19 protein-coding genes are annotated in these 25,218 nt (G+C 34.3%); 8 read left to right on the plus strand and 11 right to left on the minus strand.

The genetic code is table 11. From position 1 onward, the window contains the following. Nucleotides 1–21 precede the first annotated feature (21 nt). The gene (locus tag ACZ0AH_RS06075; protein ID WP_463474926.1) at nucleotides 22–705 is read right to left on the minus strand and encodes a response regulator transcription factor; all 684 of its coding nucleotides are present in this window, start codon (nucleotides 703–705) and stop codon (nucleotides 22–24) included. Continuing rightward, on the minus strand, nucleotides 702–1,964 hold the full coding sequence (locus tag ACZ0AH_RS06080; RefSeq protein ID WP_463474927.1) for a sensor histidine kinase: 1,263 nt from the start codon (nucleotides 1,962–1,964) through the stop codon (nucleotides 702–704). The genes ACZ0AH_RS06075 and ACZ0AH_RS06080 overlap by 4 nt, the downstream gene beginning before the upstream one ends. Before the next feature lie 163 nt (nucleotides 1,965–2,127). On the opposite strand from ACZ0AH_RS06080, the gene ACZ0AH_RS06085 reads away from it, so the two are divergent. Both ACZ0AH_RS06085 and ACZ0AH_RS06090 read left to right on the plus strand, forming a co-directional pair. Further along, complete coding sequence (locus tag ACZ0AH_RS06085; RefSeq protein ID WP_463474928.1) at nucleotides 2,128–2,544, plus strand: DUF1573 domain-containing protein; 417 nt, start codon at nucleotides 2,128–2,130, stop codon at nucleotides 2,542–2,544. Nucleotides 2,545–2,717: 173 nt separating this feature from the next. Beyond that, nucleotides 2,718–4,292 (plus strand): L,D-transpeptidase family protein, encoded by a 1,575-nt coding sequence (locus ACZ0AH_RS06090; RefSeq protein ID WP_463474929.1) that lies wholly within the window; start codon nucleotides 2,718–2,720, stop codon nucleotides 4,290–4,292. A 74-nt stretch (nucleotides 4,293–4,366) separates the two neighbouring features. Here ACZ0AH_RS06090 and ACZ0AH_RS06095 read toward each other — a convergent pair whose 3' ends face one another. Continuing rightward, nucleotides 4,367–4,876: a C40 family peptidase gene (locus ACZ0AH_RS06095; protein ID WP_463474930.1), complete on the minus strand. Its 510-nt coding sequence runs from the start codon at nucleotides 4,874–4,876 to the stop codon at nucleotides 4,367–4,369. 220 nt (nucleotides 4,877–5,096) lie between these two features. Here ACZ0AH_RS06095 and ACZ0AH_RS06100 point away from each other — a divergent pair, with 220 nt between their 5' ends. From ACZ0AH_RS06100 to bglX, 3 genes are all read left to right on the plus strand, one after another. Then, a complete protein-coding gene (locus ACZ0AH_RS06100) occupies nucleotides 5,097–6,191 on the plus strand; it encodes an SGNH/GDSL hydrolase family protein (RefSeq protein ID WP_463474931.1) in 1,095 nt (364 codons plus the stop codon). Further along, the gene (locus tag ACZ0AH_RS06105) at nucleotides 6,181–7,560 is read left to right on the plus strand and encodes a sialate O-acetylesterase (RefSeq protein WP_463474932.1); all 1,380 of its coding nucleotides are present in this window, start codon (nucleotides 6,181–6,183) and stop codon (nucleotides 7,558–7,560) included. The genes ACZ0AH_RS06100 and ACZ0AH_RS06105 overlap by 11 nt, the downstream gene beginning before the upstream one ends. Nucleotides 7,561–7,962: 402 nt before the next feature. After that, nucleotides 7,963–10,275 (plus strand): beta-glucosidase BglX, encoded by a 2,313-nt coding sequence (gene bglX, locus ACZ0AH_RS06110; RefSeq protein WP_463474933.1) that lies wholly within the window; start codon nucleotides 7,963–7,965, stop codon nucleotides 10,273–10,275. A 276-nt stretch (nucleotides 10,276–10,551) separates the two neighbouring features. On the opposite strand, the gene ACZ0AH_RS06115 is transcribed toward bglX, so the two are convergent. Beyond that, entirely contained in the window at nucleotides 10,552–10,887 is a 336-nt protein-coding gene (locus ACZ0AH_RS06115) for a DUF5615 family PIN-like protein (protein ID WP_463474934.1), read from the minus strand. Beyond that, nucleotides 10,887–11,117, minus strand: coding sequence for a DUF433 domain-containing protein (locus tag ACZ0AH_RS06120; protein ID WP_463474935.1), 231 nt, complete (start codon nucleotides 11,115–11,117; stop codon nucleotides 10,887–10,889). Before ACZ0AH_RS06120 ends, ACZ0AH_RS06115 begins: the two co-directional genes overlap by 1 nt. A 111-nt stretch (nucleotides 11,118–11,228) precedes the next feature. Between ACZ0AH_RS06120 and mgrA the strand changes: the two genes are divergently transcribed. Next, nucleotides 11,229–12,185 (plus strand): L-glyceraldehyde 3-phosphate reductase, encoded by a 957-nt coding sequence (mgrA, locus tag ACZ0AH_RS06125; RefSeq protein WP_463474936.1) that lies wholly within the window; start codon nucleotides 11,229–11,231, stop codon nucleotides 12,183–12,185. A gap of 153 nt (nucleotides 12,186–12,338) precedes the next feature. Here the strand turns inward: mgrA and ACZ0AH_RS06130 are convergent, their stop codons facing one another. The 6 genes from ACZ0AH_RS06130 to ACZ0AH_RS06155 all read right to left on the minus strand — a co-directional run bounded on the left by ACZ0AH_RS06130 (nucleotide 12,339) and on the right by ACZ0AH_RS06155 (nucleotide 20,517). After that, a complete protein-coding gene (locus ACZ0AH_RS06130) occupies nucleotides 12,339–13,631 on the minus strand; it encodes a glycoside hydrolase 5 family protein (RefSeq protein WP_463474937.1) in 1,293 nt (430 codons plus the stop codon). A 216-nt stretch (nucleotides 13,632–13,847) separates the two neighbouring features. Further along, nucleotides 13,848–15,098, minus strand: a complete 1,251-nt coding sequence (locus ACZ0AH_RS06135; protein ID WP_463474938.1) for a glycoside hydrolase family 26 protein — start codon at nucleotides 15,096–15,098, stop codon at nucleotides 13,848–13,850. Nucleotides 15,099–15,400: 302 nt separating this feature from the next. After that, nucleotides 15,401–16,588 carry an AGE family epimerase/isomerase gene (locus ACZ0AH_RS06140; protein WP_463474939.1) on the minus strand — a complete coding sequence of 396 codons (1,188 nt, stop codon included), beginning with the start codon at nucleotides 16,586–16,588 and terminating at the stop codon, nucleotides 15,401–15,403. A 6-nt stretch (nucleotides 16,589–16,594) separates the two neighbouring features. Then, complete coding sequence (locus tag ACZ0AH_RS06145) at nucleotides 16,595–17,785, minus strand: glycoside hydrolase family 130 protein (protein WP_463474940.1); 1,191 nt, start codon at nucleotides 17,783–17,785, stop codon at nucleotides 16,595–16,597. A 29-nt stretch (nucleotides 17,786–17,814) separates the two neighbouring features. Beyond that, entirely contained in the window at nucleotides 17,815–19,206 is a 1,392-nt protein-coding gene (locus ACZ0AH_RS06150) for an MFS transporter (protein ID WP_463474941.1), read from the minus strand. A gap of 165 nt (nucleotides 19,207–19,371) precedes the next feature. Next, complete coding sequence (locus tag ACZ0AH_RS06155) at nucleotides 19,372–20,517, minus strand: glycoside hydrolase family 26 protein (RefSeq protein WP_463474942.1); 1,146 nt, start codon at nucleotides 20,515–20,517, stop codon at nucleotides 19,372–19,374. 304 nt (nucleotides 20,518–20,821) lie between these two features. Between ACZ0AH_RS06155 and ACZ0AH_RS06160 the strand changes: the two genes are divergently transcribed. After that, nucleotides 20,822–21,700 carry a helix-turn-helix domain-containing protein gene (locus ACZ0AH_RS06160; protein WP_463474943.1) on the plus strand — a complete coding sequence of 293 codons (879 nt, stop codon included), beginning with the start codon at nucleotides 20,822–20,824 and terminating at the stop codon, nucleotides 21,698–21,700. Nucleotides 21,701–22,018: 318 nt separating this feature from the next. Next, complete coding sequence (locus tag ACZ0AH_RS06165; RefSeq protein WP_463474944.1) at nucleotides 22,019–25,216, plus strand: SusC/RagA family TonB-linked outer membrane protein; 3,198 nt, start codon at nucleotides 22,019–22,021, stop codon at nucleotides 25,214–25,216. Nucleotides 25,217–25,218 lie beyond the last annotated feature (2 nt).

Raw genomic sequence — 25,218 nt, forward strand, 5'->3', positions numbered from 1 at the left:
ACTCGACAAAGATTAGATAATTTACATCGTAAACCGAAAACCAATTCCGTGCAGGTTTTCTATTAAAATACCTTTTTCGTTGATCAGTATTTTTCGCAAACGAGAAATAAAAACATCCAGACTGCGACCCATAAAATAATCATCGTCGCCCCAAAGCGAAGTCAGGATTTGTTCTCTTTTTAAAACCGAATTTTTATTATCAAGAAATAATTTCAGCAATTCGGCTTCACGCTGTGTAAGACTAATTTTCTCATTTTCATTAAAAAGAATAAAATTATTAATGTCAAACTGATACTTTCCAATCTCATAAATAGATTTTTCAGTCGGCGTACTTTTCTGCGAACGCTTCAGGAAAATTTCTATTTTCAATAATAATTCCTCAATACTAAAAGGCTTTACCAGATAATCATCGGCGCCCAGACGCAAACCTTTAATACGATCTTCTTTTAAAGTTTTTGCCGAAAGGAAGATAATCGGAATATCAGTATTCTTCTTTCTAATTTCAGTTGCCAGGTCAAATCCGTCCATTTTTGGCATCATGATATCAAGAATACAAATGTCGAAATTTTCTTTTTTAAAAGTTTCCAAACCCAATTTTCCATTACAGCAATGAACAACTTCATAATTATTTGATTCCAAATTATCTTTGGTTAAAAACGCTAATGTTTCGTCGTCTTCTGTATAAAGTATTTTGAATTGTTTCATTTTTTGTATGGAATTGACAAGGTTATAGTAATGCCTTTATCTGAATTATTTTCGGCATTGATTTTCCAGTTATGCAGGTTGCAAATTTCTTTTACATAATACAAACCAAGACCAAAACCATTAACTTCATTACTCTTTTCGTTTTGAATGCGATAGAATTTATCAAATATAAAGGATATTTTTTTCTGATTTACACCGATTCCGTTATCAACGAAAATTAATTTTAAAACCTGATTTTCAACAGCTATTTTAATTGTGATTTCTGGTTTTTCACTGCAATATTTCACCGCATTATCCAATAAATTATAAAGCAAATTGGTAAAGTGAAAAACATCAGTTTCTATTTGATAATCATCTGAAACAGTTTCAATTTTAATGTTTGCCTGAGGATATTTCAAAACAATATTCTGAATTGTTTCTTCGATAACCGGAATAATTAAAATACTTTCTTTCTTTAATTCCAAAGGCGCATAATCAGATTTGGCAACATTTAAAATCTTCTCAATATGATTGTTTAGCTTATTGCTTTGATTGATAATAATATCCGTATAAGTATGCAATTTTTTGTCTTCCTTAATCGGATCTTGCTGTATTAAGTATTTCGACGCTATTAAAATCGATGACAAAGGCGTTTTAAATTCATGCGTCATATTATTGATAAAATCGCGCTGTAATTCAGAATATTTCTTTTGCTGTAAAAGGGTAAAAATCGAATACACATAAATCAATAAAATAAAAATAAGTGCAAGGGAAAGCACAAACCAAAAACGCATAGAACTAAATAAGTAAGTAGTTTCGTTAGGGAAACGAACTGCAAAATAATAGACTAGATTTTTATGCTTGGGGAAAGAAACTTTCTTTTTTTCTTTTCCTTTTTCAGAAAACGAAATGTACTTTCCGTAAACCATTTCATCACTTTGGCAATTGTACACCGCGTATTCAAAGTCAGTCGTAATGTTCATTTTTTTGAATTCTGATCTCAAATAGAATTCTAAAACATCCGGTTCAAAAGCATTTTGAATGTTTACAATATAATAGTCGTTAGAAATTTTTTGAACGGGATTCTGGCAGGATGCCTCGTGATCCTTTCCTTCGTATAATTTTCTGGCGACTTCAAGTAAAGCGATGTTTGCTTTTTGGCTTAATTTTTTTTGTTCTAAAGTAAAAGCCTCTTTTGTCCACAATAATTGCGCAACCAATATGCTAATAATGGCTACAAGTCCCAGAACGATAATGCTATTTAGTTTGTTTATTTTCAAGAAAGCTAAAATTTGAGAGTGTAATATTAGTCAAAATTATAGTTAAAACCAGCGATTAACAAGTCGTTAACAAACATTTGAAACCACTTAACAGCGATTTGATTTTGTCTAAAGTACTTTTGAAATATAAAATTAGAACTATAAACTATTTAAATATATAACTATGAAAATTATTAAAATTTCGATGTTGGCTTTAGCACTAAGCTTAATGTCTTTTTCAGCAATTGCACCCGTAAAAGCTTTAGTTTCACAAACAGCAAAAACAATTCTTGAACCTTCTACAATTGCCTGGAAAGTAGAAACTATAGATGTTGGTCAAATTCCGCAAGGAACACCAAAAGCAATTGTCTACGAATTTAAAAACACAGGAAAAACAGCAGTTGTAATTACAAATGTTCAGGGATCTTGTGGATGTACAGCAACAGATTATACAAAAGAACCTATTCTTCCTGGAAAATCTGCCAAAGTAACTGCAACATATAATGCCGCGAACAAAGGTGCTTTTACAAAAACAGTAACAGTTACAACAAGTGCAGAAACAGCGCCAAAAATCCTGACATTAAAAGGAACTGTGATTTAAAATAAAGGTTGGTTATAAAGTAGAAGCTCCGGATATGCCATTTATCCGGAGTTTTTTTATGGCTTTAACTGAGTGAAATTCTGATTGTTTTGTGCATTGTAAAGTCATCATTAATTTTTTTATAAATGGGTTGTTTTAAGTAAAACTTTTCTATTTTTATTAAAAATATTTTTATGAAAATTTTGTATCCGCTTGTTGCAGCAGTCATTCTTTTTGCCGCTATTTCTTGTAATAAAAAATCAGAAAATAAAGAATCAAAAAAGACTTCAGAAAAAGTAATTCCGGAACTTAAAATAACGATTGACAGTTTAAAGATTGCTGCTTTTTATCAGGCATATCCAAAATTGGCAAAATTTCAAAATGAAGTTTTAACTTTATACAAAAAGAAAAATTCAACTCAATTATGGCTTGACAATAAAGGTGTTGTAGAGTTTGGAAATACTTTATTCAATAAATATAAAGGATTAGAGCAGGAAGGTTTGAAAGCTAACTTTCCGTATAACGAAAAAATCAATCCAATTTTTGAACATACATCCGAAAATAAGTTAACACAGCTCGATACCGATTTGATGATTACGAACTTGTATTTTTATTATGTTCAGAAAGTATCCGGAGTAGACGAAAAAACGACCCAATCATTAGAATGGCTTTTACCTCGAAAAAAAGTAAATTATCAGGTTTTTTCAGATTCGATTTATAAAAAATCTACCATTAATGATGATAAAAAGAGCAAAATGTTTAGCCAATATTACAAGCTTCGCGATGCACTTCATCAATATAGGGAAATAGAAAAAAAAGGCGGTTGGAAAACAATTGAAGTTGGAGAAGATTTTAAAAGTCTTAAAATTGGAGATTCAGTTGCTGCAATCGGGCAAATCAGAGAAAGACTTTATATCACCGGTGATCTTAAAGAAAACAGCAAAAGTAATGTATGCGATTCTACTTTGATAAAAGCCATTAAAAACTACGAATCACATCACGGATTAACACCAAAAAATATAATAATATCGGAACATATTGCCGAATTAAATGTTCCGGTTTCAGACCGAATCAAAACCATTATTGCCAATATGGAACGCTGCAGATGGATTGATCCTGAACTTGAAAAAGGGAAAGAATATATCGAAGTTAATATTCCGGAATTTAAATTGTATTTAATTCGTGATCACGAAATCGCTTTTACTTCGGCGGTTGTGGTTGGAAAAGCAATGACAAAAACCGTTATTTTCAGCGGAATGATGAATAATATTGTTTTTAGTCCGTATTGGAATGTTCCTACGAGTATTATCAATAAAGAAATAAAGCCCGGAATGGCGAAAAATAAAAATTATCTGGCTCAGAAAAATCTGGAATGGAATAATGGCGCCGTTCGTCAGTTGCCTGGAAAAAACAATTCGCTTGGTTTAGTGAAGTTTTTGTTTCCGAATTCAAACAATATTTATCTGCATGATACGCCTGCAAAAAGTTTGTTCGAAAGAGAAAATAGAGCTTTCAGTCACGGCTGTGTTCGTGTTGCAAAGCCAAGAGAATTAGCTATCGAACTTTTAAAACAAGATCCAGGTTGGAATCCTGCAAGAATTGATAAAGCGATGCATGCCGGTAAAGAAAACTGGGTGAGTTTAAAAAAGAAAGTTCCTGTTTATATTGGTTATTTTACTGCCTGGGTAGATAGAAAAGGAGAATTGAATTTCTATAAAGACATTTATCAAAGAGACGAAAGCCTGATAAAATTATTGACAGAAGAATAAACTTAAAAATTTGCTGTAATCCGGGGTGTTACAAGATATAAGCGTTTACAATTAATTAGTCTTAATTAGTGAAATTAGTGTTTAGGCAATACATTAATGCATTTATAATAGCGTTTGGTATATTGATCAGAATCTAATGGACTAATTGTCACACTTCCGGCTTTTCCCGAAGAAGCATGTATGAATTTAGATTTCATGCCATTGGCCTCGCAAATAATGCCCAAATGACCAATAATAGTGCTGTCTTTGTAACCGTAAAAAACCAAAACATCTCCAACTTTAAAATCTTTAGGTTTTAATGCTGTGCCTAAATTTTTATAACCACTTGAACTTCTGGGTAAGTCTACGTTAAAATGTTTGAAAACATAACTAACAAAACCAGAACAGTCGAACCCTTTTTTGGGATCATTTCCTGCGTATAAATAAGGCGTACCCATATATTGCTGCGCATAATCAATAACAGAATCGCGATCAATTTTAGTTTGTGTATTTTGAATTTGCGTTTGGGCAGGATCATTGTCTTTTTTTGTAAAAGAACAAGATAAAATAGCAATTGCTAATAATATATAGAGAGCTGTTTTCATTTTGAGAAGAGTAACTGTAGGATTTAATTCATAAAGATAGGCCGTTGCTTTTGAATATCAAAGGAATAGTTTGCGATGTGTTTTGTCAATGAATTATTATAGTTTAAAAAAGTGTAAAAAAAGTGGTGTTTTTTTATTGCCTTTTGATGTTTTAGTATCTTTTTGAATAACGTTTTTCAGATATATTTGTGAATTACATTTAGATTTTAACAAATAAATTATGTTTCTCAAAAAAATACCGTTTTTAATTTTGTTTTTGCTGATTTCGATAGTTTCAAGTTCGCAAACCCAAAACAATACTTTTCTGTATGCCGGAAGAGTTGACAAACTTCAGGATGATAAAATTATTTTAATCGGAACCGCATCTTCGGTTTCGTTTAATTTTACAGGAAATGAATGCTCGATTTCATTGCAAAGTGTTGATTCTTATGAACATCATAATTATGTTTCATTGGTTTTAGACGGAAAATATATTGGAAAATTAAGAATTGAAAAAGACGAAGCGCAATCTTTTCCAATAAAAATCACTTCAAATAAAAAAGAACATCGTCTTGAAATTTATAAAACTACAGAAGCACAAAGCGGAAATATTTTATTCTCAGGAACAACTGCAAAACTGACTTCAATTTCTGCCAAAAAGAAAAAGAAAATTGAATTTATTGGCGATTCCATTACATGCGGGGCAGCAAGTGATCCGTCTGATATTCCTTGTGATAAAGGCGAATATATGGATCATCACAATGGTTATTATGCTTATGGACCAGTACTTTCGAGAGAAATTGATGTTGATTATTTGATGAGTTGTGTTTCCGGAATCGGGATGTACAGAAACTGGAATGACGAAAACAAAGACGAAGCCATAATGCCCGATATTTATGAGAATTTGTATTTAACAAAAGATTTCTCTAAACCTAAATATGATTTTACTTTTCAGCCCAATATTATCAGTATTGCACTTGGAACAAATGATTTTTCTGGTGGAGACGGCAAAAAAGAACGTTTGCCTTTTAATGCCGAAAAGTATGTTTCGAATTACATCAACTTTATCAAAATGCTGTACAGTCACAACCCGAATGCACAAATTGTGATTACAAATAGCCCAATGGTAAACGGAGAAAGAGCAATTGTTTTTGAAGATTGCCTTAACAAAGTGAAAGCTGCATTTGACGCTGATAAAACCCATAAAGCAATTTTGATTTTTAAGTTTAAGCCTATGGCACCAAAAGGCTGTTCAGGTCATCCGGATATTGCAGATCATAAAATTTTGGCTGATGAATATGCTCCGTTTTTAAAAAAGTTACTAAATGAAAAATAATATATTTAAGTTTGCTTTCTTTCTATTGATTTCCAGTACTATGATGGCAAACGTTTCCCTTCCGAATATTTTTGGCGACAATATGGTTTTGCAGCGCAATGCTGAAGTTAAAATTTGGGGTTGGGCAAATCCAAAAGAAGAAATCAAATTGGTTTCAAGCTGGAACAATCAGGAATATAAAGTCGTTGCCAATAATCAGGCACAATGGGAATTGCATATAAAAACGCCAGAAGCCGGCGGACCTTACACGATTTCTATAAAAGGATATAATGAAGTTGTTCTGAAAAACATTCTGATTGGCGAAGTTTGGGTTTGTTCAGGACAATCAAACATGGAAATGTCTGCAAGTTGGGGAATCGATAATGGAGAAGAAGATGCTAAAAATGCTGCAAATCCGAATATTCGATTTTTTACCGTTCCGAAATTGACAGCAACGAGTCCTCAAAATAATTTATTAGGAAACTGGGTTGAATCGACTCCTGAAACCATGAAAAACTTTAGCGCGATTGGTTACTTTTTTGCCAAACGCCTGAGAGAAGATTTAAAAAATGTTCCTATCGGATTAATTTCTTCAAACTGGGGCGGAACTCCTGCTGAAATCTGGATGCCTGAAGAAGTCGTTCAAAACGATCCTGTTTTATTAGAAAATGCCAAAAAACTAAACGAACAAGAATACGGTCCACGTCAGCCCGGGCGTGCTTATAATGCGATGATTTATCCGTTTGTAGGTTTCAAAATTGCCGGAATACTTTGGTATCAGGGAGAATCAAATGTGGGTTCATTGGTTTATGACAAAACATTATCGGCTTTGATTACTTCGTGGAGAAAAGCCTGGCAAGACGAATTTCCTTTTTATTTTGTTCAAATCGCGCCGTATAAAACGGGCAGCAATAATTTCTCCAATGTTATTGTGAGAGATTCCCAGAGAAAAATCCTGAAAGAAGTTCCCAAAACCGGAATGGTTTTAACAAGTGATATTTCGGATACGATTGATATTCATCCAAAGAATAAAAAAGATGTTGGAATTCGTTTGGCAAATCTGGCTTTAGCCGAAATTTATAAAACGAATTCAAATTTGGTAAATGGACCACTTTTTAAAAGCCTTAAAATAGAGAAAAATAAAGCAATCGTGTCTTTTGATTTTGCTGAAGGATTACATTTTAAAAATAAAACCTCAAATCAATTTGAATTGGCTGGAGCCGATGGAACTTTTTATCCTGCAGAAGCTTCGATTAAAAATAATGAAGTGATTTTGACAAGTAAAAAAGTTGCTGTTCCTGCAAAAGTGAGATTTGCATGGGGAAATACAATTCAGTCAGATTTGTTTAATAAAGCGAATTTGCCGGCTTCTTGTTTTATTTCGGAATAGGAGGTAGAAGGTTATTGCCCACGGATTGTGCGGATTTCGCGGATTAACATTGGTTTTTTGGTGTTGTTTTTGTCAGACTGAGCGAAGTCGAAGTCTCGCAAAGTGAGTCTCCAAAGTAAATTGATAAAGAAGCCGCGCAAAGGGAGATACTCAAAGTTTGTCATTTCGAGAAACGCGAAATGACAAAATTGCATATAGAAAATAAGAAACCAAAAAGTTCTTTTTACCTGTTTGCGTGAGGGATAGAAGAGGAAAGCCCACAGCCTGACGAAGGAAGTGCGAGGACTTGAAATGGATAGCCCGATTCGCCGCGGCGAAACACGCCCAAAATATTAAACTCAGCATCTTAGCAACTTAGAACCTTAGCACCTTTAAAATAAACTATCTGACCACTATAAAACCATGAAAAATAAAATAATAACGATTGGGGTTTTTGCCCTGTTTACTGTTGGAAATATGAATGCACAGAAAAAGCCTTATCTGGATAAAAATAAAACGATTGAACAACGTATTGATTTGCTTTTGCCTTTGATGACTTTAGAGGAAAAAGTGGGACAAATGAACCAATATAACGGGTTTTGGGATGTGACAGGACCGGCTCCAAAAGGCGGAACGGCGGAGTTGAAATACGAACATTTGCGAAAAGGTTGGGTTGGAAGTATGTTGACCGTTCGAGGTGTAAAAGAAGTTAAGGCCGTACAGAAAATTGCGGTTGAAGAAACTCGCTTGGGAATTCCGCTGATTATAGGTTTTGATGTTATTCACGGTTATAAAACGTTAAGTCCAATTCCGTTGGCAGAAGCGGCGAGCTGGGATTTAGAAGCGATTAAAAAGTCGGCAGAAATTGCGGCTGATGAAGCTTCGGCATCTGGAATTAACTGGACTTTTGGGCCAAATGTAGACGTTGCAAATGATGCGCGTTGGGGCCGCGTAATGGAAGGTGCCGGCGAAGATCCGTATTTGGGAAGCAAAGTAGGTTACGCAAGAGTGAAAGGTTTTCAGGGTGAAACAATTGCAGATCTGGCTAAAGTAAACACGATTGCAGCTTGCGCGAAACACTTTGCAGCTTACGGTTATGTTGAAGCGGGATTGGAATATAATATTGTAGATATTAGTAATTCTAAATTGTATAATTCGGTTTTACCGCCTTTTAAAGCAACGGTTGATGCCGGAGTTCGTACGTTTATGAATTCTTTTAATACGCTGAACGGCGTTCCGGCAACTGGAAATTCATTTTTGCAAAGAGATATCTTAAAAGGAAAATGGAAGTTTGATGGTTTTGTGATTTCAGATTATGCTTCGATTCGCGAAATGATTGCGCATGGTTATGCAAAAGACGAAGCCGATGCGACTGCAAAAGCGGTCATTGCAGGTTCTGACATGGATATGGAATCGTATTTGTATGTGGCGAAATTAGCAGCTTTGGTTAAGGAAGGAAAAGTAAAAGAATCGTTGGTTGATGATGCCGTTCGCAGAATTTTGCGTGTGAAATTTGAATTAGGTTTGTTTGATGATCCGTACAGATATTGTGACGAAAAACGTGAAAAAGCTGTTATTGGAAGTAAAGCCAATAATGAAGGCGTTTTGGACATGGCGAAGAAGTCAATTGTTTTATTGAAGAATGCTTGTCCGCCGGGGAGGAATGAGAATTTGCTTCCGCTAAAAAAATCAGGACAGAAAATTGCTTTGATTGGCGCTTTGGCAAACGATAAAAATAGTCCGCTTGGAAGTTGGAGAATCGCTTCGGATAATAATACGGCGGTTTCGGTTTTAGAAGGAATGCAGCAATACAAAGACAATCAATTGACGTTTGAAAAAGGTGCCGATTTGATTGTTGGAAAAACGAGTTTCTTAGATGAGGTGATTTTTAATACAACTGATAAAAGCGGATTTGAAGCGGCAAAAACGGCTGCTAAAAATGCGGATGTTGTAGTAATGGTTTTGGGAGAACATGGTTTTCAAAGTGGCGAGGGCAGAAGCAGAACCGACCTTAATTTACCTGGTGTTCAACAAGAATTATTAGAAGAAATTTATAAAGTAAACCCGAATATTGTTTTGGTTTTAAATAATGGTCGTCCGTTGAGTATTCCGTGGGCTATAGAACATATTCCGTCAATTGTAGAAGCCTGGCAACTGGGAACGCAAACCGGAAATGCTGTGGCGCAGGTTTTATACGGAGATTATAACCCAAGTGGAAAATTGCCAATGTCTTTCCCGAGAAATGTAGGTCAGGTTCCAATTTACTACAATAAATACAGTACTGGAAGACCAACTGATGTGGATAAAAATGTGTTTTGGTCACATTATACAGATGTTGCAAAAACGCCTCAGTTTCCGTTTGGTTATGGTTTAAGTTACACTAAATTTGATTATAAAAACCTGAAATTAAACAAAGCGGCTTTCGCCAAAGGAGAAAATGTACAGGTTAGTGTTGCCGTTACGAACTCAGGAAATTATGACGGAAAAGAAGTCGTTCAGTTATACATTCATGATGAATTTGCCAGTATCATTCGCCCAATAAAAGAGTTGAAAGGTTTTGAATTAGTTGATTTGAAAAAAGGAGAAACTAAAACCATAACGTTTACTTTGACTGATAAGGAACTTGGTTTTTATGATAATGAAGGAAATTATTTAGTTGAACCGGGAACTTTTAAAATCATGGTTGGAGGAAGTTCTGATAAAGGTTTGGAAAGTGGTTTTGAGATAAAAGAATAAAGTTTTATCGCGGAAAGATGCAGATTCGCAAAGTTTTTTTTCGCCACGAATTCACGAATTAATTGTTTAAAAATTCGTGAATTCGTGGCGATTTTTAATTTATGAGATTTAATAGAAAAGGCTTTAGCCAAACTTTACTACTAGTTTGGCTAAAGCCTTTTCGCTTGTATTTATATATCCATCCAGCTAAAGCTGGACGCTATTTAAAGGAAAACTTAAAAAACTTTGCGACTCTACGACTTTGCGAGATTAAAAAAAATAACTTTTTTAAAAATATTAATAGATTTCTAAAATCAATAATTCATCATTTGAAACAAATGATTTAATGATTTCCTTTTTTAAAATTAAAAGTTCTGCAAGTTGTTTTGTGTTCTTATTGAAAGTTTTTAAAACTATTACTTTTGGAGGAGCTCCTTTTAAAAGTAATAATTTTTCAAAATCATCATCGTGTGTAAGTATTGTAAAATTATTTTGCCTGGCGAATTTCCAAATCTCAATATCTTTTGCTGGTTGGGTTACTTTAATTTCATTAGAATGCAAACAATCTGAAAAATCATTTGCAATAAGTTTGATTATCCTCCATGAAATATTGGCATCCAGAAGTAACTTCATTATGCAGCAATTATTTTTGTAATATTCTCTCTATTGGCAGCAAAAGCTAAAGCAGCAAGAATATGTTCCTTTTTTAATTCAGGAAAGTCTTCTATAATTTCATCAAAAGACATTCCAGTTGAAAGCCATGAAAGAATATCTGCAACACAAATTCGGGTTCCGGTAATAACCGGTTTACCAAATCGGATATCTGGATTTATTGAAATTAAATTTTGCCAGTTATTTTCCATAATTTTATAATTTAAACAAATTTACGAAATTAAAGACAAATTTGATTTTAATTAATTAGGATTGTTTTTATCTTTAAATCTATAAAACTACCAACCAATTAAACTAAAATAATGAAATATAACAGATGCGGAAAAAGCGGGTTATTACTGCCCGAAATTTCTTTAGGATTATGGCATAATTTCGGATCGGTAGATGATTTTGAGAATGCCGAAAGTATCGCAGTCGAAGCTTTTGATAAAGGAATTACACATTTTGATTTAGCAAATAATTACGGACCGGTTCCGGGTTCTGCAGAAACTAATTTTGGTAAAATTCTATGGCATAATTTTCAGGGAAACCTGCGCGATGAAATCATTATTTCGACTAAAGCAGGTTACACGATGTGGAACGGGCCTTACGGAGATTGGGGTTCACGAAAATATCTATTGTCAAGTTTAGATCAGAGTTTAAAGAGAATGAAAGTTGATTATGTAGATATTTTTTATTCGCATCGTCCGGATCCTGAAACGCCAATCGAAGAAACTATGATGGCACTTGATTATGCCGTAAGAAGCGGAAAAGCATTGTATGTTGGAATCAGCAATTATTCAGCAGAACAAACCCGCGTTGCGGTTGATGTTTTAAAACAATTAGGAACGCCATGCTTGATTCATCAAGCCAAATATTCGATGTTGGAACGTTGGGTGGAAAATGGTTTGCTGGATGTTCTGGAAGAAAAAGGAGTGGGATGCATTGCATTTTCGCCTTTGGCACAAGGACTTTTAACGGATAAATATCTTAACGGAATTCCGGAAAATTCAAGAGCGCATAATCCAAACGGACATTTAAAAGAAAATGAAGTTACGGCTGAAAGAATTCAGAAATTAGTTCAGTTGAATGAAATTGCACAAAACCGTAATCAATCTTTGGCGCAAATGGCTTTAGCATGGTTGCAAAAAGACAAACGAATTACATCGGTTTTAATTGGTGCAAGTTCTGTGAGACAATTAAATAATAATATTGATTGTTTGCAAAGTTTAGAATTTTCTCAAGACGAATTAAATGCGATTGAAAAGATATTGGCGTAAAATGTGAAATGTAAATTGTACACACGCATATCGTAGAGGCGCACAGCAGTGCGTCTTCGTCATGAATTAGACATACAGTAAACCCGACAGATTTTATCCCGAGGCTTTGGGATAAAAACCTGTCGGGTTTGGTATAAAAGTAAAGAATTTAAATTATTTCTTCAATTCCATATTATATTTCTTCACAATCTCCAAAGTCGATTTATCCGAAGAAAAAACAGAGTTTAAGCCTTGTGGTTCCTGCGGAGGATCTGTAGTTAAAGGATCTCCGGGACTCCATTTTCCAGTTGCATTAATGGCTTTTCCTTCACCGCCAAATCCCCAGAAATTTGCCGCCTGCAACGGGCCATTACTTTTACGGCTTTCAGCATCAGCAATTCGGCTAAAAATATAATTGTAAAAAACATCTCTATTGGCGACAGATGCCGATGCCAGTAAACTTTCATTTTCTCTGCCTAAACCAAATTCTTCAATAATAATGGGGCGTTTCAAATTATTGGCCACTTTTACATGTTCATCAATATATTTTCCTGCATTTTCCAGCGTTGTTGGCAACGTTTTTTCAGCATCATCAGCTTTAAACCAACCCCAGTTTTTTGGCCAAATGTGCATGGTCAAATAATCGATATTTGGGTTTTGATGTGTTCTTTCAAAAGTTTCCATACTATCATTCGAACTGTTTTTTCCTTCAGAACCCGTAGAAATCAAATGGTTTTTGTCTAAACTGTCAATTAAATCTACAATATTATTGAGCCAAACCGTAAATTTCACTTCGTTTTCTGCCGTAAAAGTTCGCGGTTCATTGCCAACTTGCCACGCCATAATCGTATTATCTTCCGTATATTTTTTATGCGAATAGGTATTGGTTCTTCCAATAATAAACTTTACATGATTTTCTAAACCTTTCATACAAGGCTCACAACTATGAAATTGTTCCGTATAAGCCATAAATTGCGGCCAGGTATTCGGAGCAATATTCGGAACCGGAATTGCACCTTTGCCATTCCATTCTAAATATTGTGACATTCCGCCGGACCATTCCCAGTTATTTGTCAAATATAAAACTGCATACATTTTACGTTTGCTCATTTCATTGATTAAAAAATCCAGTCCGTCCAGCAAATCGGCATCGTATTTTCCCTGTTCATACTGCAAAGCCGGACGAACGGTATAATCGTATTTTCCGCCATCGCCGCCAACGAGAATTCGTAGATTATCAATGCCATTTTTCTGCATTAAATCCAGTTCACGAAGCAATCTTTTTCGGTCACCCACTTTTTTCGAAGCCAGTAAACTTCCGTACCAATAATTGGTTCCAATGTATGCGTACGGTTTGTCGCCTTTGTAAAATTGCGTTCCTTTTACTGTAATTCTTTCCTGTGACTGACATGCAATTGTAGAAAAAATCAAAGCAAATAGCAGCGTTTTTAGAAGTATATTTTTCATTATTTATTTTTTTAGAAGCTATTTCCTGCTATCCGTTTCAATCTTTTGTTCCATTTCATTTCACAAAAGAATTTCCTCCCGAGGCTTCGGGACTATCAAGGCTAGGAATTTACGGTTTTATTGGTCATCGGTTTTTCAATTTTGCACAATCTTGTCATTTCGTAACTAGTGCGATTCTCCTGCATAGAAATGATATAAAAATGACTAAATCACAATCTATTTAGGCAATTCATACATTTTTGGCAAGGAATTCAACAATGCCGATTTTGGTTTTGCTGCAAATGTTTTAAAATCAGCAGCATTCGAAACAGAACCATTCGGAACATAATAGCCATCTTTTGTATTATTCCAAAACATTACATAACTAATTGATATAGTAGAATCATATCCCTGAACATTGTTTATTGCTGTGTAAAGATAATTCGAAAACCAATCTGTAACCGGAGGTTTTGTCGCTGTAACCTGATATCCGGTTTCGGTTAATGCCGAAATTTTCACTTTATCGGCTGCAAGAGATCCAATCATTATTAATTTGGCATTTGCTCTATTTGCACCGGTTTGACCTTGATTATCAAAATCGCCGTAATTGTCCATTCCAAGAACGTCGACGTATTTATCACCAGGATATCGGCTTAAATAATTTTCTGCAGTTGTATAGGAGTTGTCAGGCGAAAAAGCATATAAAATATTATGAACGCCTTTTGTATTTTTTAAATAATCAACTGTAAACTGATATACTTTTTTGTAATCATCGGCAGAACAGAAATTAGCGCCCCACCAAAACCAGCTTCCGTCAAATTCATGAAAAGGCCTGAAAATTATCGGAATCAATTCGCCATTTGAACCTTTTAAATTCGAAACTACGCTGGCAACCTTATCTAGTTTTTTCTTGTACCATTCGTGATTTGCTCCGCCAGGTAAAATACTTTTAAAAGCTGTTGCTTTTTGGTCTGCGGTCATATCGGCAGCATAAAAAGAATCTTCGTTATTAGGTTCTCTTAAATGCCAGCAAAATGTGTTAATCATGCCTTTTGCGTAAGCAGCTTTTGCATCGTTTACAATTTTTTGTTCTTGTTGATAAAACCAGTTATCAGCCTGATTGTTATTGTTTTTATCGGTAATGAACATAAAATCAGAACCTAAAAGAGCAGGATCAAAACTTGTGTTTTTTTTAATATCAGAATCTCCGGCCGCATCCTGATAAAAACTATTAAAAGCATCTTGCTGACCAATTGCTACTTTAGTTTTGGCAAGTTTTTTTAAGTTATAAAATAAAGCTACAGTTTCTTTGGTAGCATTTGCATCGACCATATAAGTGGTGATATTTTGCGTTGTCAGCGGATCAGTTTCTGCCGGCGGATTGATTATAACTTCGTCATCATCGTCATTTTCTTTGTCAGAAGAACAACTTACAAAAGTCAGAATTGATAAGCTTAAAAATGCTATTTTGAGAAAATTGATTTTCATTTTTTGTGGTTTAATTTGGTTAGTTAGTCTTTCTGTTTAATTAATTCCGATTGCTGGTTAATAAGTGTAGTCCCTGCGTACAATGTAATTAAGTTAAGATTCTTTCTCATTTTATGTCATTTCGACGAAGGAGAAATCTTCGCAAGTAACTCCGCAACCAGAGTCCAATCTTTGACGAGCTTCTCGCGAAGATTTCTCCTTTGTCATTGACAACAGAACTTTTGAGCGTTACATCGTGAGAGATTTGTCTGTTATTTAACTTTTTTTACAACTAATTTATTTATTAAACAACCAATTAAATTTTATAAAATTCTATTAATCAATTCCATACAAGCGCGGCTATTATGATACGGACATTTCCAGAATCCTGCTTTGTCTTTTTCAATCAAAGAATTATCACGATAGATTCCCCAAAACCATTCTCCGTTTTCCTTGTCTAAAATGTGTTTTTTTATAAACTCCCAGTTTTTAAAAACGATGTTTAAATAGTTTTCATCACCGGTTAATTGATAGGCATTATAAAATCCAATTAAAGCCTCGGCCTGAACCCACCAATGTTTTTCGGCTACTAAATCATTCTTTTCGGGATCAAATTCATACCATAAACCGCCATCGGTATCTAAACCTTCCTGCGTAACTTTTGCCATTTGAATGGCGTGTTTTTTATAATTGGCAATCAAAGTTTCGTTTTCAGAAATTTCGGCACATTGCAGCAAAAGCCAGGCCGCTTCAATGTCATGTCCGTAAGAGATAACATCTGGTTTTTCGACCCAGTTTTCATCAAAAAACAAATGTAAATGTCCTGTTTCAGTATTAATGAAATGCTTTTCTATCGTTTCTAATAATTCAATAATATCGTTTTGAAGTTTTTTATCTTTCCATACCTTAAACAAATTTGCATACGCTTCAACAATATGCAAATGCGTGTTCATCGTCTTTTTTTCGTTGGCATCTTTATCGCTTAAACGCAAATCTTCGATAGGATGCCAATCGCGCGTTAAGGCTTCAAAATAACCTTTGTTTACAGGATCGTAACTGTGTTGTTGTATTTTTAAATATAAATTAATCGCAATCGCTAAAGCTTTTTCATCCTTCGAAATCGCATAATATTCAGATAATCCATAAATGGCAAAAGCTAGAGCATAAATTTGATTTTTGGTGTCTTTTGGAGTTCGATCAGCATTAATACTCCAAAATAAACCTCCAAATTCCGCATCATAAAAGTTTTCCGAGAGAAACTCAAAAGCACGTTTTGCTGTGTTTTTATGACTTTCGTTTTTAGTAACTTTATAACTTGAAGAAAATGTCCATAAAATTCTGGCGTTTAAAACAGAACCTTTTTCGGTATTGGCGATTATATGTTCGTTAAAGTCAATCTGACCAATAAAACCACCATTTTGATTGTCAATAGTATGTTTTGACCAATACTTTAAAATGGAATCAAGTTCGGCTGATAATTCAGATTTAAGCTGCTTTAGTTGTATTGACACGATGAATTATATTGTGTTATTTTTTTCAATTTGATTGATAATAGTTTTTACTGAACCTGCAGAAATAAAAGTATCTGCGGGCGCATTTGTAACGTAATCAATTAATTTTTCGACAGATGAAACGGCAACGTGCATTCTCGTATCTGATGATGCATAATATACATAAACGGTTCCGTCAGGATCTTCAATCCATCCGTTTGAGAATAAAACATTCGATACATCACCAACTCTTTCAATTCCTTCAGGACCCATAAAATGTCCTGCCGGAACGTGCGTTACTTTGGTAATATCATTCAAATCGGTCATGAACATATAAAGTGTATAACGCAATCCAGCAGCGGTATTACGAACTCCGTGTGCGAGATGCAGCCAGCCTTTTTCTGTTTTAATTGGTGCAGGGCCAAGACCATTTTTCAATTCATAAATAGTATGATATTGTTTTCCGAAGATGATTTTTTCTTCTTTTACAACCGGATTTGTCATGTCTTCAACATATCCTAATCCAATTCCGCCACCAGCTCCAACATCAATAAAACCATCTTGCGGACGTGTGTATAAAGCATATTTTCCGTCAACAAATTCAGGATGCAAAACCACATTTCGCTGTTGTCCGGTATTCGAAATTAAATCCGGTAATCTTTCCCAGTTGATTAAATCTTTAGAACGAACAATTCCCGCATTGGCTACAGCCGAACTTGTATCGCCTTTTGGCGCTTTTGGATCTTTTCTTTCCGTACAAAAAATGCCATAAACCCAGCCATCTTCGTGATCAATCAAACGCATATCGTAAACATTTGTATCCGGTTCTTCAGTTTGCGGAATCACGCATGGTTTTTCCCAAAACTTAAAATTGTCCACTCCGTTTGGACTTTCCGCTATAGCGAAAAAAGATTTTCTGTCGATTCCTTCTACACGAACGGCAAGAAGATATTTTCCGTTCCATTTCATGGCGCCGGCATTAAAAGCGGCATTCATCCCGATTCTTTCCTGTAAAAACGGATTTGTTTTTTCGTTCAGGTCAAAACGCCAGTTTAAAGGTACGTGAGCTGCTGTAACAACCGGATTTTTATAGCGTTCGTATATGCCGTTTCCGGCTTCATCCTGAGGAACATTTTTTTGCTCGATCAGTGTTTTATGTTGTTTTTCTAATGCTACTTTTCTATCTTGAAATGTAGTTGAAGAGGCTATTGCTGTCATATAAATAGATTTCTGTATCGGTATAATTTTTAATTGGTATGGTCTCGTTTTTGGTCTAAATCCTGTTCGATTATTTGTAGTTTTTCTTCAGATAAAGGATAAAATAAAATGAATAGAACTGATATTATCGCTGCAATTGCAGGAAGTATGCTTAACATTAATTGAATTCCGTTTTGGGTTACAGCGGTTTGTTCAACATTGGCCTGAAAACCATAATAACCTAAAAGCCATCCGGTTCCTGCGCCGCCAATTGTCCAGCCAAATTTTTGTGACATGGATGATGCTGAAAAAACTAATCCTGTCGCTCTACGGCCTTGTTTCCATTCCGAATAATCGGCGCTGTCTGCATACATCGACCAGATTAACGGGAAGATACAGCCGGCACAAATACTGATTAAAACCTGAAAACTCATGATTAAGAAAACATCATTTTTTCCGAAGAAATAGAAAATCAAACTCAAAATTGCTGCTAATGCCATTGCGCCAAAAAAGGTTTTCTTTTTTCCAATCCTATTGGCAATTGGCGTTGCAGCAATAACTCCAATAATGTTTGCAGCTTGTCCCAAAACCAAATAAATAGAAGTTGGTGTCATGTGAAAATCTGTTCCGAAAACAGAAAAATCAAAGTTTACACTGCTGCTTACATAATATTTGAAATAATAAACGGCAGCTCCGTCCCTAATAGAATTAAATACTAAAGCGCCAATTCCGGCTCCGAGTAAAATCCACCAGGGTTTATTTTTTAATAGATCATTTAAGTCTTCTTTTAAATTGTTTTTTTCATCTGAAATTGGTTTTACCCTTTCTTTTGTAAAGAAGAAACAGCCCCAGAAAAATAATGTTGTGATAACTCCAAATACTGAAATTGTTGCCAGCCAGCCAGCTTTAGAATTCAGGCTTCCGCCGAAATAATTTACTAAAGGTTCAATTAGCCAAAGTGCCAAAAGACTTCCTCCAAAAGCAAAAACCATTCTGTAAGAGGATAAAGTAGTTCTTTCTTTTCTGTCAGAAGACATAACCCCTAAAAGCGATGCATACGGCACATTGATTAACGAATAAATCATCATCATGGCCGAATAGGTTACGTAAGCATAAATTATTTTTCCTTTTTCGTCAAAATCAGGTGTGTAAAAAGTCAAAACGCCAATCACGGCAAAAGGCACGGCAACCCATAACAAATAAGGCCTGAATTTTCCCCATTTCGTTTTTGTTCGGTCAGCGATGATTCCAACAATCGGATCAAAACAAGAATCCCAAATACGGGTAATCAAAAACATGGTTCCAACTACGGCCGGCGCCAATCCGAAAACATCGGTATAGAAAAAGAGAAGATACATGCTGAAGATTTTCCAGAACATGGATGATGCTGCATCTCCAAGACCGTATCCTATTTTTTCTTTTAAACTAATTTTGTCGTGCATTAGGTTTTTTTTAATGGTTGTGGTTTTTAGATTTGGATAGTTATTTTTATATTTCTATGTGTTGTTTTTGACGCGGATAAAACGGATTTACTTCGTAAAAACGCGGATAAAAACAGATTTTATTTTTTAATTCTTTAGCACGCAGATGACGCGGATTTTTAATTTTTAATTCTCAATTTTTAATTTTTTTTTAATGTCTTTTTCGAATAATGTTTTGTCGAGTTTATAAAAATCGACAAAATCTTTCTCGCTTACCTGACCGGAATATGGCGCGTAATAGTGCATTTTTTGTTCTTTTTCCTGCCAGCCGTGGTTTCTCCATAATAGCACATAGGAGATTTTATAATCGCCAATTGCTTTTTGAAGAGTTCCTGTCCACCATTTTGGATCTGGAATTGCTTCGTATCCGGCTTCGGCCAAAGCCATAATTTTATGTTGTTTGCTGGTAATTTCGTTTAATATTTTAAACTGATTCTGAACTTCTGCGATAAACTTTTTTCCGTCTTTATCATCGTTATTCTGATACGCATCAAAACTTAAAATATCAGCATAATTATCACCCGGATAATTGGCCAGAAAATCTTCTTTTGAATTGAAACTTCCGGTATTATAGATGTAAATTAAATTATGAACTCCTTTTTTCTGAAGATATTCTATTGTGAATTTCCATAAAGTTTTAAATTCTTCCGGTGTACAATTTCCTTTTCCCCACCAAAACCAACCGCCGGTAAGTTCATGATAAGGCCTGAAAAGAATTGGAATATTTTTTCCTTTTTTATCTTTTAAGGATAAAAAGAAATCAGCGGCTTTATCTAACCAGGTTGTGAACTTTTGATGATTTTCTCCTCCGGGTAAAACCGTTTTAAGTGAATTTGGAACATTATCCCAGGCACTTTTTCCCGTTGCAGGATTGTCAAAATGCCAGCTTATTGTGGAAATTCCGCCTCTTTCATTCGCTTCTTTAATATATTGTTTCATTTTATCGAAAGGAACTCCGTCTATATTATTAGGACTGTCTTTTTCAAGGCCTGCAATATCCCAGCCATACACGGCAGGATAATCACCCGCAACATCTTTTACATCGCTTCGGCCGGCTTCATATTTCCAATTTACTCCGTAAGCAAGGTCATCCTGATGGCCAAATAAATATCCTTTTTGGGTTAATTGAACAAGTTTTTTGTATAACGAAACAGTCTCAATTGTTGCTTTTTTATCTGAAAGTGACAAATTAGTATTAGTAACAATAGTTTTTGAAGAACAAGAAGTTCCTGTAATTATGGCTATTATTAGGATTAGTATGTTTTTTTTCATTAGAAATAGAGTTGTTTTTCAGTATGATAAGTGTAAAAGTAACAATTGAGAACGTATTATAAAACCTGCATTTTTTCAATCTGTAAATCAATATGCTTTTTGGATTAAAATTATCAAAACTTTAAAAAGATATTACATTAAAAATGATTAATGTTTATTATCCATAGAGTTTTTGTAAAAACGATAATTCTATTTTTCAAAGATAATCGGATGTTTATCGTATAATTAATATTATTTTATCAATTATATATCATATTATTGCAAATGAAAAAATCAAATATCACTTTCTAAATACGTTTTAAAGATGAGTAGTTCTAAAAATTTTTATAGAGAAATCGCTCCGTTATCAGCCGGAGATAGTTTTTTAGTTTTCGACAGAGTAAAAGACAGCTTTGATTTTCCGGTGCATTATCATCCGGAATTTGAGATTAATTTTATTCTGAACGGAAAAGGAGTAAAGCGTGTTGTAGGAGATAATATTGAAGAAATTGATAATGTTGAATTGGTTTTAATTGGTCCAAATTTATATCACGGCTGGGAATTAAGTAAATGTACGAGCAAGAAAATTCACGAAATTACAATTCAGTTTCATAATGATCTTTTTCATGAATCTTTGTTGTCCAGACGTATTATGAACCCGATTCGGGATATGTTTAACAGATCTATTCATGGTATTTTATTTTCGAAAAAAGTAGCCGAAGAATTAACGCCAAGATTGGTAAGGCTTTCTAAATTAGATGGTATGGACTATTTTCTGGAAATTACTTCTTTATTATATGACCTGGCAAATTCAAGAAACCAACGTTTGCTTTCTACTTATACAGTAGATTATGATACGTTTGATGATTATGATAAAATGAAACTGGTTTATGAATATGTACAAAAACATTTTGCTGAAAAAATCACTTTAGAAGATGTGGCAAATGTGGCGAGCATGTCTATTATTTCTTTTAATCGGTTTATAAAAAAACGTACCGGAAAAACTTTTGTCAATTATATTAATGATATCCGTATTGGATATGCTGCCCGCTGGCTTGTAGAAAAGGATATGAGTGTTTCTGAAGTTGCTTTTAAATCCGGCTTTAATAATATTGCGAACTTCAATCGTAGTTTTAAAGCTACTAAAAATTGTACGCCCAGTCAATACAGGGAAGATTTTTCTGGATTAAAACGTATTTTATAATGATACTTTTTTTGCACAAACAAATATTATTTTTAACGAAATCGTTTGCTTTTTTAAGGATTCGTTAAATTTTATTTATAATTCTATGTGCTTTACAGGATAGGTGTTGCGAATAATGTAATTTTTTTTCACTTTTATTTTCATATGTGTTTTTTTAAAACGATATAGTAAAAATATTATCATTAAATGATATAATACTATCGATTTAATGTTTTCTTCTGTTATAGATTTGTTAAAATAATTTAAGGAAATAATTACCATCCATTTTAATGACTTGAATTATGATTAAAACAAATTTAAACTAACCAAACATTTATTATGAAAAAACTAATGACTAACTTCATTCATTGGAATGCTAACCACAGAGCAGTTCCTTTGATTTTATTTTTGTTGCTGACCTGTAACTTTATTACGGCTCAGGTTAAAGTATCGGGAACAGTATCTGATGAAAAAGGACTTTCGATTCCGGGTGCAAATATTACAGTTGTTGGACTAAAAACAACTGCTTCAACTGATTTTGATGGAAAATATACGATTGATGTTCCGGCAAATGCGACTTTGGTATTCACGTTTATTGGATTTAATTCACAAAAAATAGCTGTCGACGGAAAAAGAACTATAAATGTGGTTTTGAAATCTAATGTTGAGGACTTAAAAGATGTTGTTGTAATTGGTTACGGAACTCAAAAAAGAAAGGACGTAAACAGTGCTATTTCTAGTATTAGCTCTAAAGATATCGAAAATTTAAAGGTTGTTTCATTCGACCAAATGATGCAGGGTAAAGCTGCCGGGGTTGTTGTAAACAGCAATTCTGGAGAACCTGGAAGTAATGTTTCTGTAAAAATTAGAGGAGTTTCATCTTTAACAGGTACAAATGAGCCTTTATATGTAATTGATGGTGTGCCAATTTCCGGAGATGCGAGAAACTCATCTACATCTGGAAGAAATGCTTCCGGGAATTCTAACTTTTCTAATGCAGGTAATATAACACAAAGTCCCTTGGCACTTATTAATCCTAGTGATATTGAGTCTATCGATATTTTGAAAGATGCTTCTGCAACTGCTATTTACGGTTCACGCGGAGCAAATGGAGTTGTTATCGTGACTACAAAATCAGGAAAAAAAGGAACTGGAAAACTATCTTTTGAGAATTCTTATTCGATAAGCAATTTGCCAAAAAGACTGCATTCGATGAATTTGCAGGAGTATGCAACACATCAAAATGCTTTGGCAGATGTATATGATCCTACGGCGAAACGTCCTGAATTTGCTCATCCTGAACTTTTAGGAAAAGGTACAGATTGGCAGGATGCAATTTATGAAACCGGAATTATGACTTCTAACCAATTGTCTTTTTCAGGTGGAAAAGAAGGTGTAAATTATTATGTATCCGGTGGTGTTTTAAATCAGGAAGGTATTGTAATCGAATCTGGTTTTAAAAGATATAATTTTAGAACAAACATCGATGCAAAAGTAAATAGCTTTATTAAAGTTGGTGTGAATGTAAGTGGTGCGATTACAGATGAAAAACTAACTTTAAACGGTCAGTTTAACGGAGTTGTTGCGACATCTTTATCTGCTACTCCGGATGTTGCCGTAAGAGAATTATCCGGTGCTTTTGCTGGCCCTCCGGCTGGTGGTCAAACCTCATTTGTAAATCCGGTTGCGACTTCTTTATTAGGATCGAATACATTGGTTAGAAAAAACTATTCGGGAAATTTTTATACTCAGATTAATTTATTCAAAGGTTTAGAATATCGTTTTGAGGCTGGCGGTTATATATCTGATAATTTAGGACAGCAATTTGACCCGATGTATTCTTTAGGAAATGCAGTAAAAAGTTATGCGAATTTATATTACAGACCATCTAGCGGAAATTCATGGAACTTAAAAAACATGCTTACTTATAGAAATACTATTGGTAAACACAACTTTACAATTTTGGCTGTACAAGAAGCAAACAGAGCACATTGGGAAGGATATTCTATAACAGGTTATGGCTATAAAGATAATAATGATAAATCGCTTGCGGCTTCAGATTTGTCTAAAGCGGTTACAAGCGGTGTATATTCAGGAACTCAAACTCTGGCTTCTTATTTAGGAAGGGTTGTTTATGATTATGGTGATAAATACGGAATTTCGGCTGCTGTAAGAACAGACGGATCTTCAAAATTTTTCGTAGGTAACAAATGGGGCGTTTTTAGTTCTGCATCCGGTTCCTGGAAAATTTCGAATGAGAGTTTTATGGAAAGCACTAAAAAATATGTTGATAATATCAAATTTAGAATAGGCTGGGGACAAACAGGAAACAATCAAATTGGTAATAACTTATACGATTCTAATTTGCATTTGGTTAACAGCACACTTGGAACTTCTTATTTGCCGTCTAATACACCAAATAAAGATTTGAAATGGGAAACTCAGGATCAAACTAACTTAGGATTAGATTTTACAATGTTCAAATCTAAACTTACAGCGTCTGTGGATTTATACAAAAAAGTTTCTAAAAATTTCTTGTATCAGGTTCCTTTGCCAAACTTCCTTTCTGGTGGTGGAGATTATGAAGGTGGTGTAAATCCTCCGTACTTTAACCTTGGAAGCATGCAGAATAAAGGTATTGAGATTACGCTTGGATACACAGAACAATTCTCTGATAAATTTTCATGGAATGCTAATTTAAACTTTACAAAGTATGAAAATAAGGTTACAGATATGGCAGGATTAAATATTGTGAAAACAATGAATACGCTTGCTTATAATACGGTAACCGTTTCAAGAACTCAGGAAGGTTTGCCAATTGGTTCCTTTTTAGGATATGAAGCTTTAGGGATTTACAGAACAGATGATGATTTGACAACTTACGGTCATACAGATGCTACAGGTAATAAAGTGGTGTTGAAAAACGGAACAAATTCGTTAATGCCAAATTTTCAAAAGGGAGATGTAATTTATAAAGATCAAAATAACGATGGTGTTATTGATTTGAATGACTTGAAAGCTATCGGAAATCCAAATCCAAAATTCACTTACGGATTCACAAATAACTTCAAATATAAAAATGTTGATTTATCTATTTTCGTTCAGGGAACTGCAGGAAATAAATTAATGAATTTAACGCGTTTGTCCGGTACAATGAATAGTTATATGGGAACAAATTATTTAACTGAAGCATCAGATTTTTATTCCGCTTCAAACATAAACGGTTCTTTGCCAAGACCATCGACTTATGACGATATCAATAATGCAATATCAACCCGTAATATCGAAAATGGTTCTTACTTAAGAATTCAGAACGTAACTTTAGGGTATTCACTGCCTTCTGATATAATTTCAAAACTAAAATTATCAAGATTGAGACTTTATGCTTCTGGACAAAACCTGTTCACTTTTACAAAATACAAAGGTTATGATCCTGAAGTAGGTTCTTTTAACCAGGATGCGTTGTTGACAGGTGTTGATAACGGACGTTACCCAACGCCTAGACAAATAACTTTTGGTTTTAATGTTGAATTTTAATA

It is taken from the genome of Flavobacterium sp. AC105 (genome assembly GCF_979258495.1).

Coding starts and splice junctions, on each gene's coding strand:
- ACZ0AH_RS06075 (WP_463474926.1), bottom strand. CDS start 705: ATGAAACAATTCAAAATACTTTATACAGAAGACGACGAAACATTAGCG.
- ACZ0AH_RS06085 (WP_463474928.1), top strand. CDS start 2,128: ATGAAAATTATTAAAATTTCGATGTTGGCTTTAGCACTAAGCTTAATG.
- ACZ0AH_RS06090 (WP_463474929.1), top strand. CDS start 2,718: ATGAAAATTTTGTATCCGCTTGTTGCAGCAGTCATTCTTTTTGCCGCT.
- ACZ0AH_RS06095 (WP_463474930.1), bottom strand. CDS start 4,876: ATGAAAACAGCTCTCTATATATTATTAGCAATTGCTATTTTATCTTGT.
- ACZ0AH_RS06100 (WP_463474931.1), top strand. CDS start 5,097: ATGTTTCTCAAAAAAATACCGTTTTTAATTTTGTTTTTGCTGATTTCG.
- ACZ0AH_RS06105 (WP_463474932.1), top strand. CDS start 6,181: ATGAAAAATAATATATTTAAGTTTGCTTTCTTTCTATTGATTTCCAGT.
- bglX (WP_463474933.1), top strand. CDS start 7,963: ATGAAAAATAAAATAATAACGATTGGGGTTTTTGCCCTGTTTACTGTT.
- ACZ0AH_RS06115 (WP_463474934.1), bottom strand. CDS start 10,887: ATGAAGTTACTTCTGGATGCCAATATTTCATGGAGGATAATCAAACTT.
- ACZ0AH_RS06120 (WP_463474935.1), bottom strand. CDS start 11,117: ATGGAAAATAACTGGCAAAATTTAATTTCAATAAATCCAGATATCCGA.
- mgrA (WP_463474936.1), top strand. CDS start 11,229: ATGAAATATAACAGATGCGGAAAAAGCGGGTTATTACTGCCCGAAATT.
- ACZ0AH_RS06130 (WP_463474937.1), bottom strand. CDS start 13,631: ATGAAAAATATACTTCTAAAAACGCTGCTATTTGCTTTGATTTTTTCT.
- ACZ0AH_RS06135 (WP_463474938.1), bottom strand. CDS start 15,098: ATGAAAATCAATTTTCTCAAAATAGCATTTTTAAGCTTATCAATTCTG.
- ACZ0AH_RS06145 (WP_463474940.1), bottom strand. CDS start 17,785: ATGACAGCAATAGCCTCTTCAACTACATTTCAAGATAGAAAAGTAGCA.
- ACZ0AH_RS06150 (WP_463474941.1), bottom strand. CDS start 19,206: ATGCACGACAAAATTAGTTTAAAAGAAAAAATAGGATACGGTCTTGGA.
- ACZ0AH_RS06155 (WP_463474942.1), bottom strand. CDS start 20,517: ATGAAAAAAAACATACTAATCCTAATAATAGCCATAATTACAGGAACT.
- ACZ0AH_RS06160 (WP_463474943.1), top strand. CDS start 20,822: ATGAGTAGTTCTAAAAATTTTTATAGAGAAATCGCTCCGTTATCAGCC.
- ACZ0AH_RS06165 (WP_463474944.1), top strand. CDS start 22,019: ATGAAAAAACTAATGACTAACTTCATTCATTGGAATGCTAACCACAGA.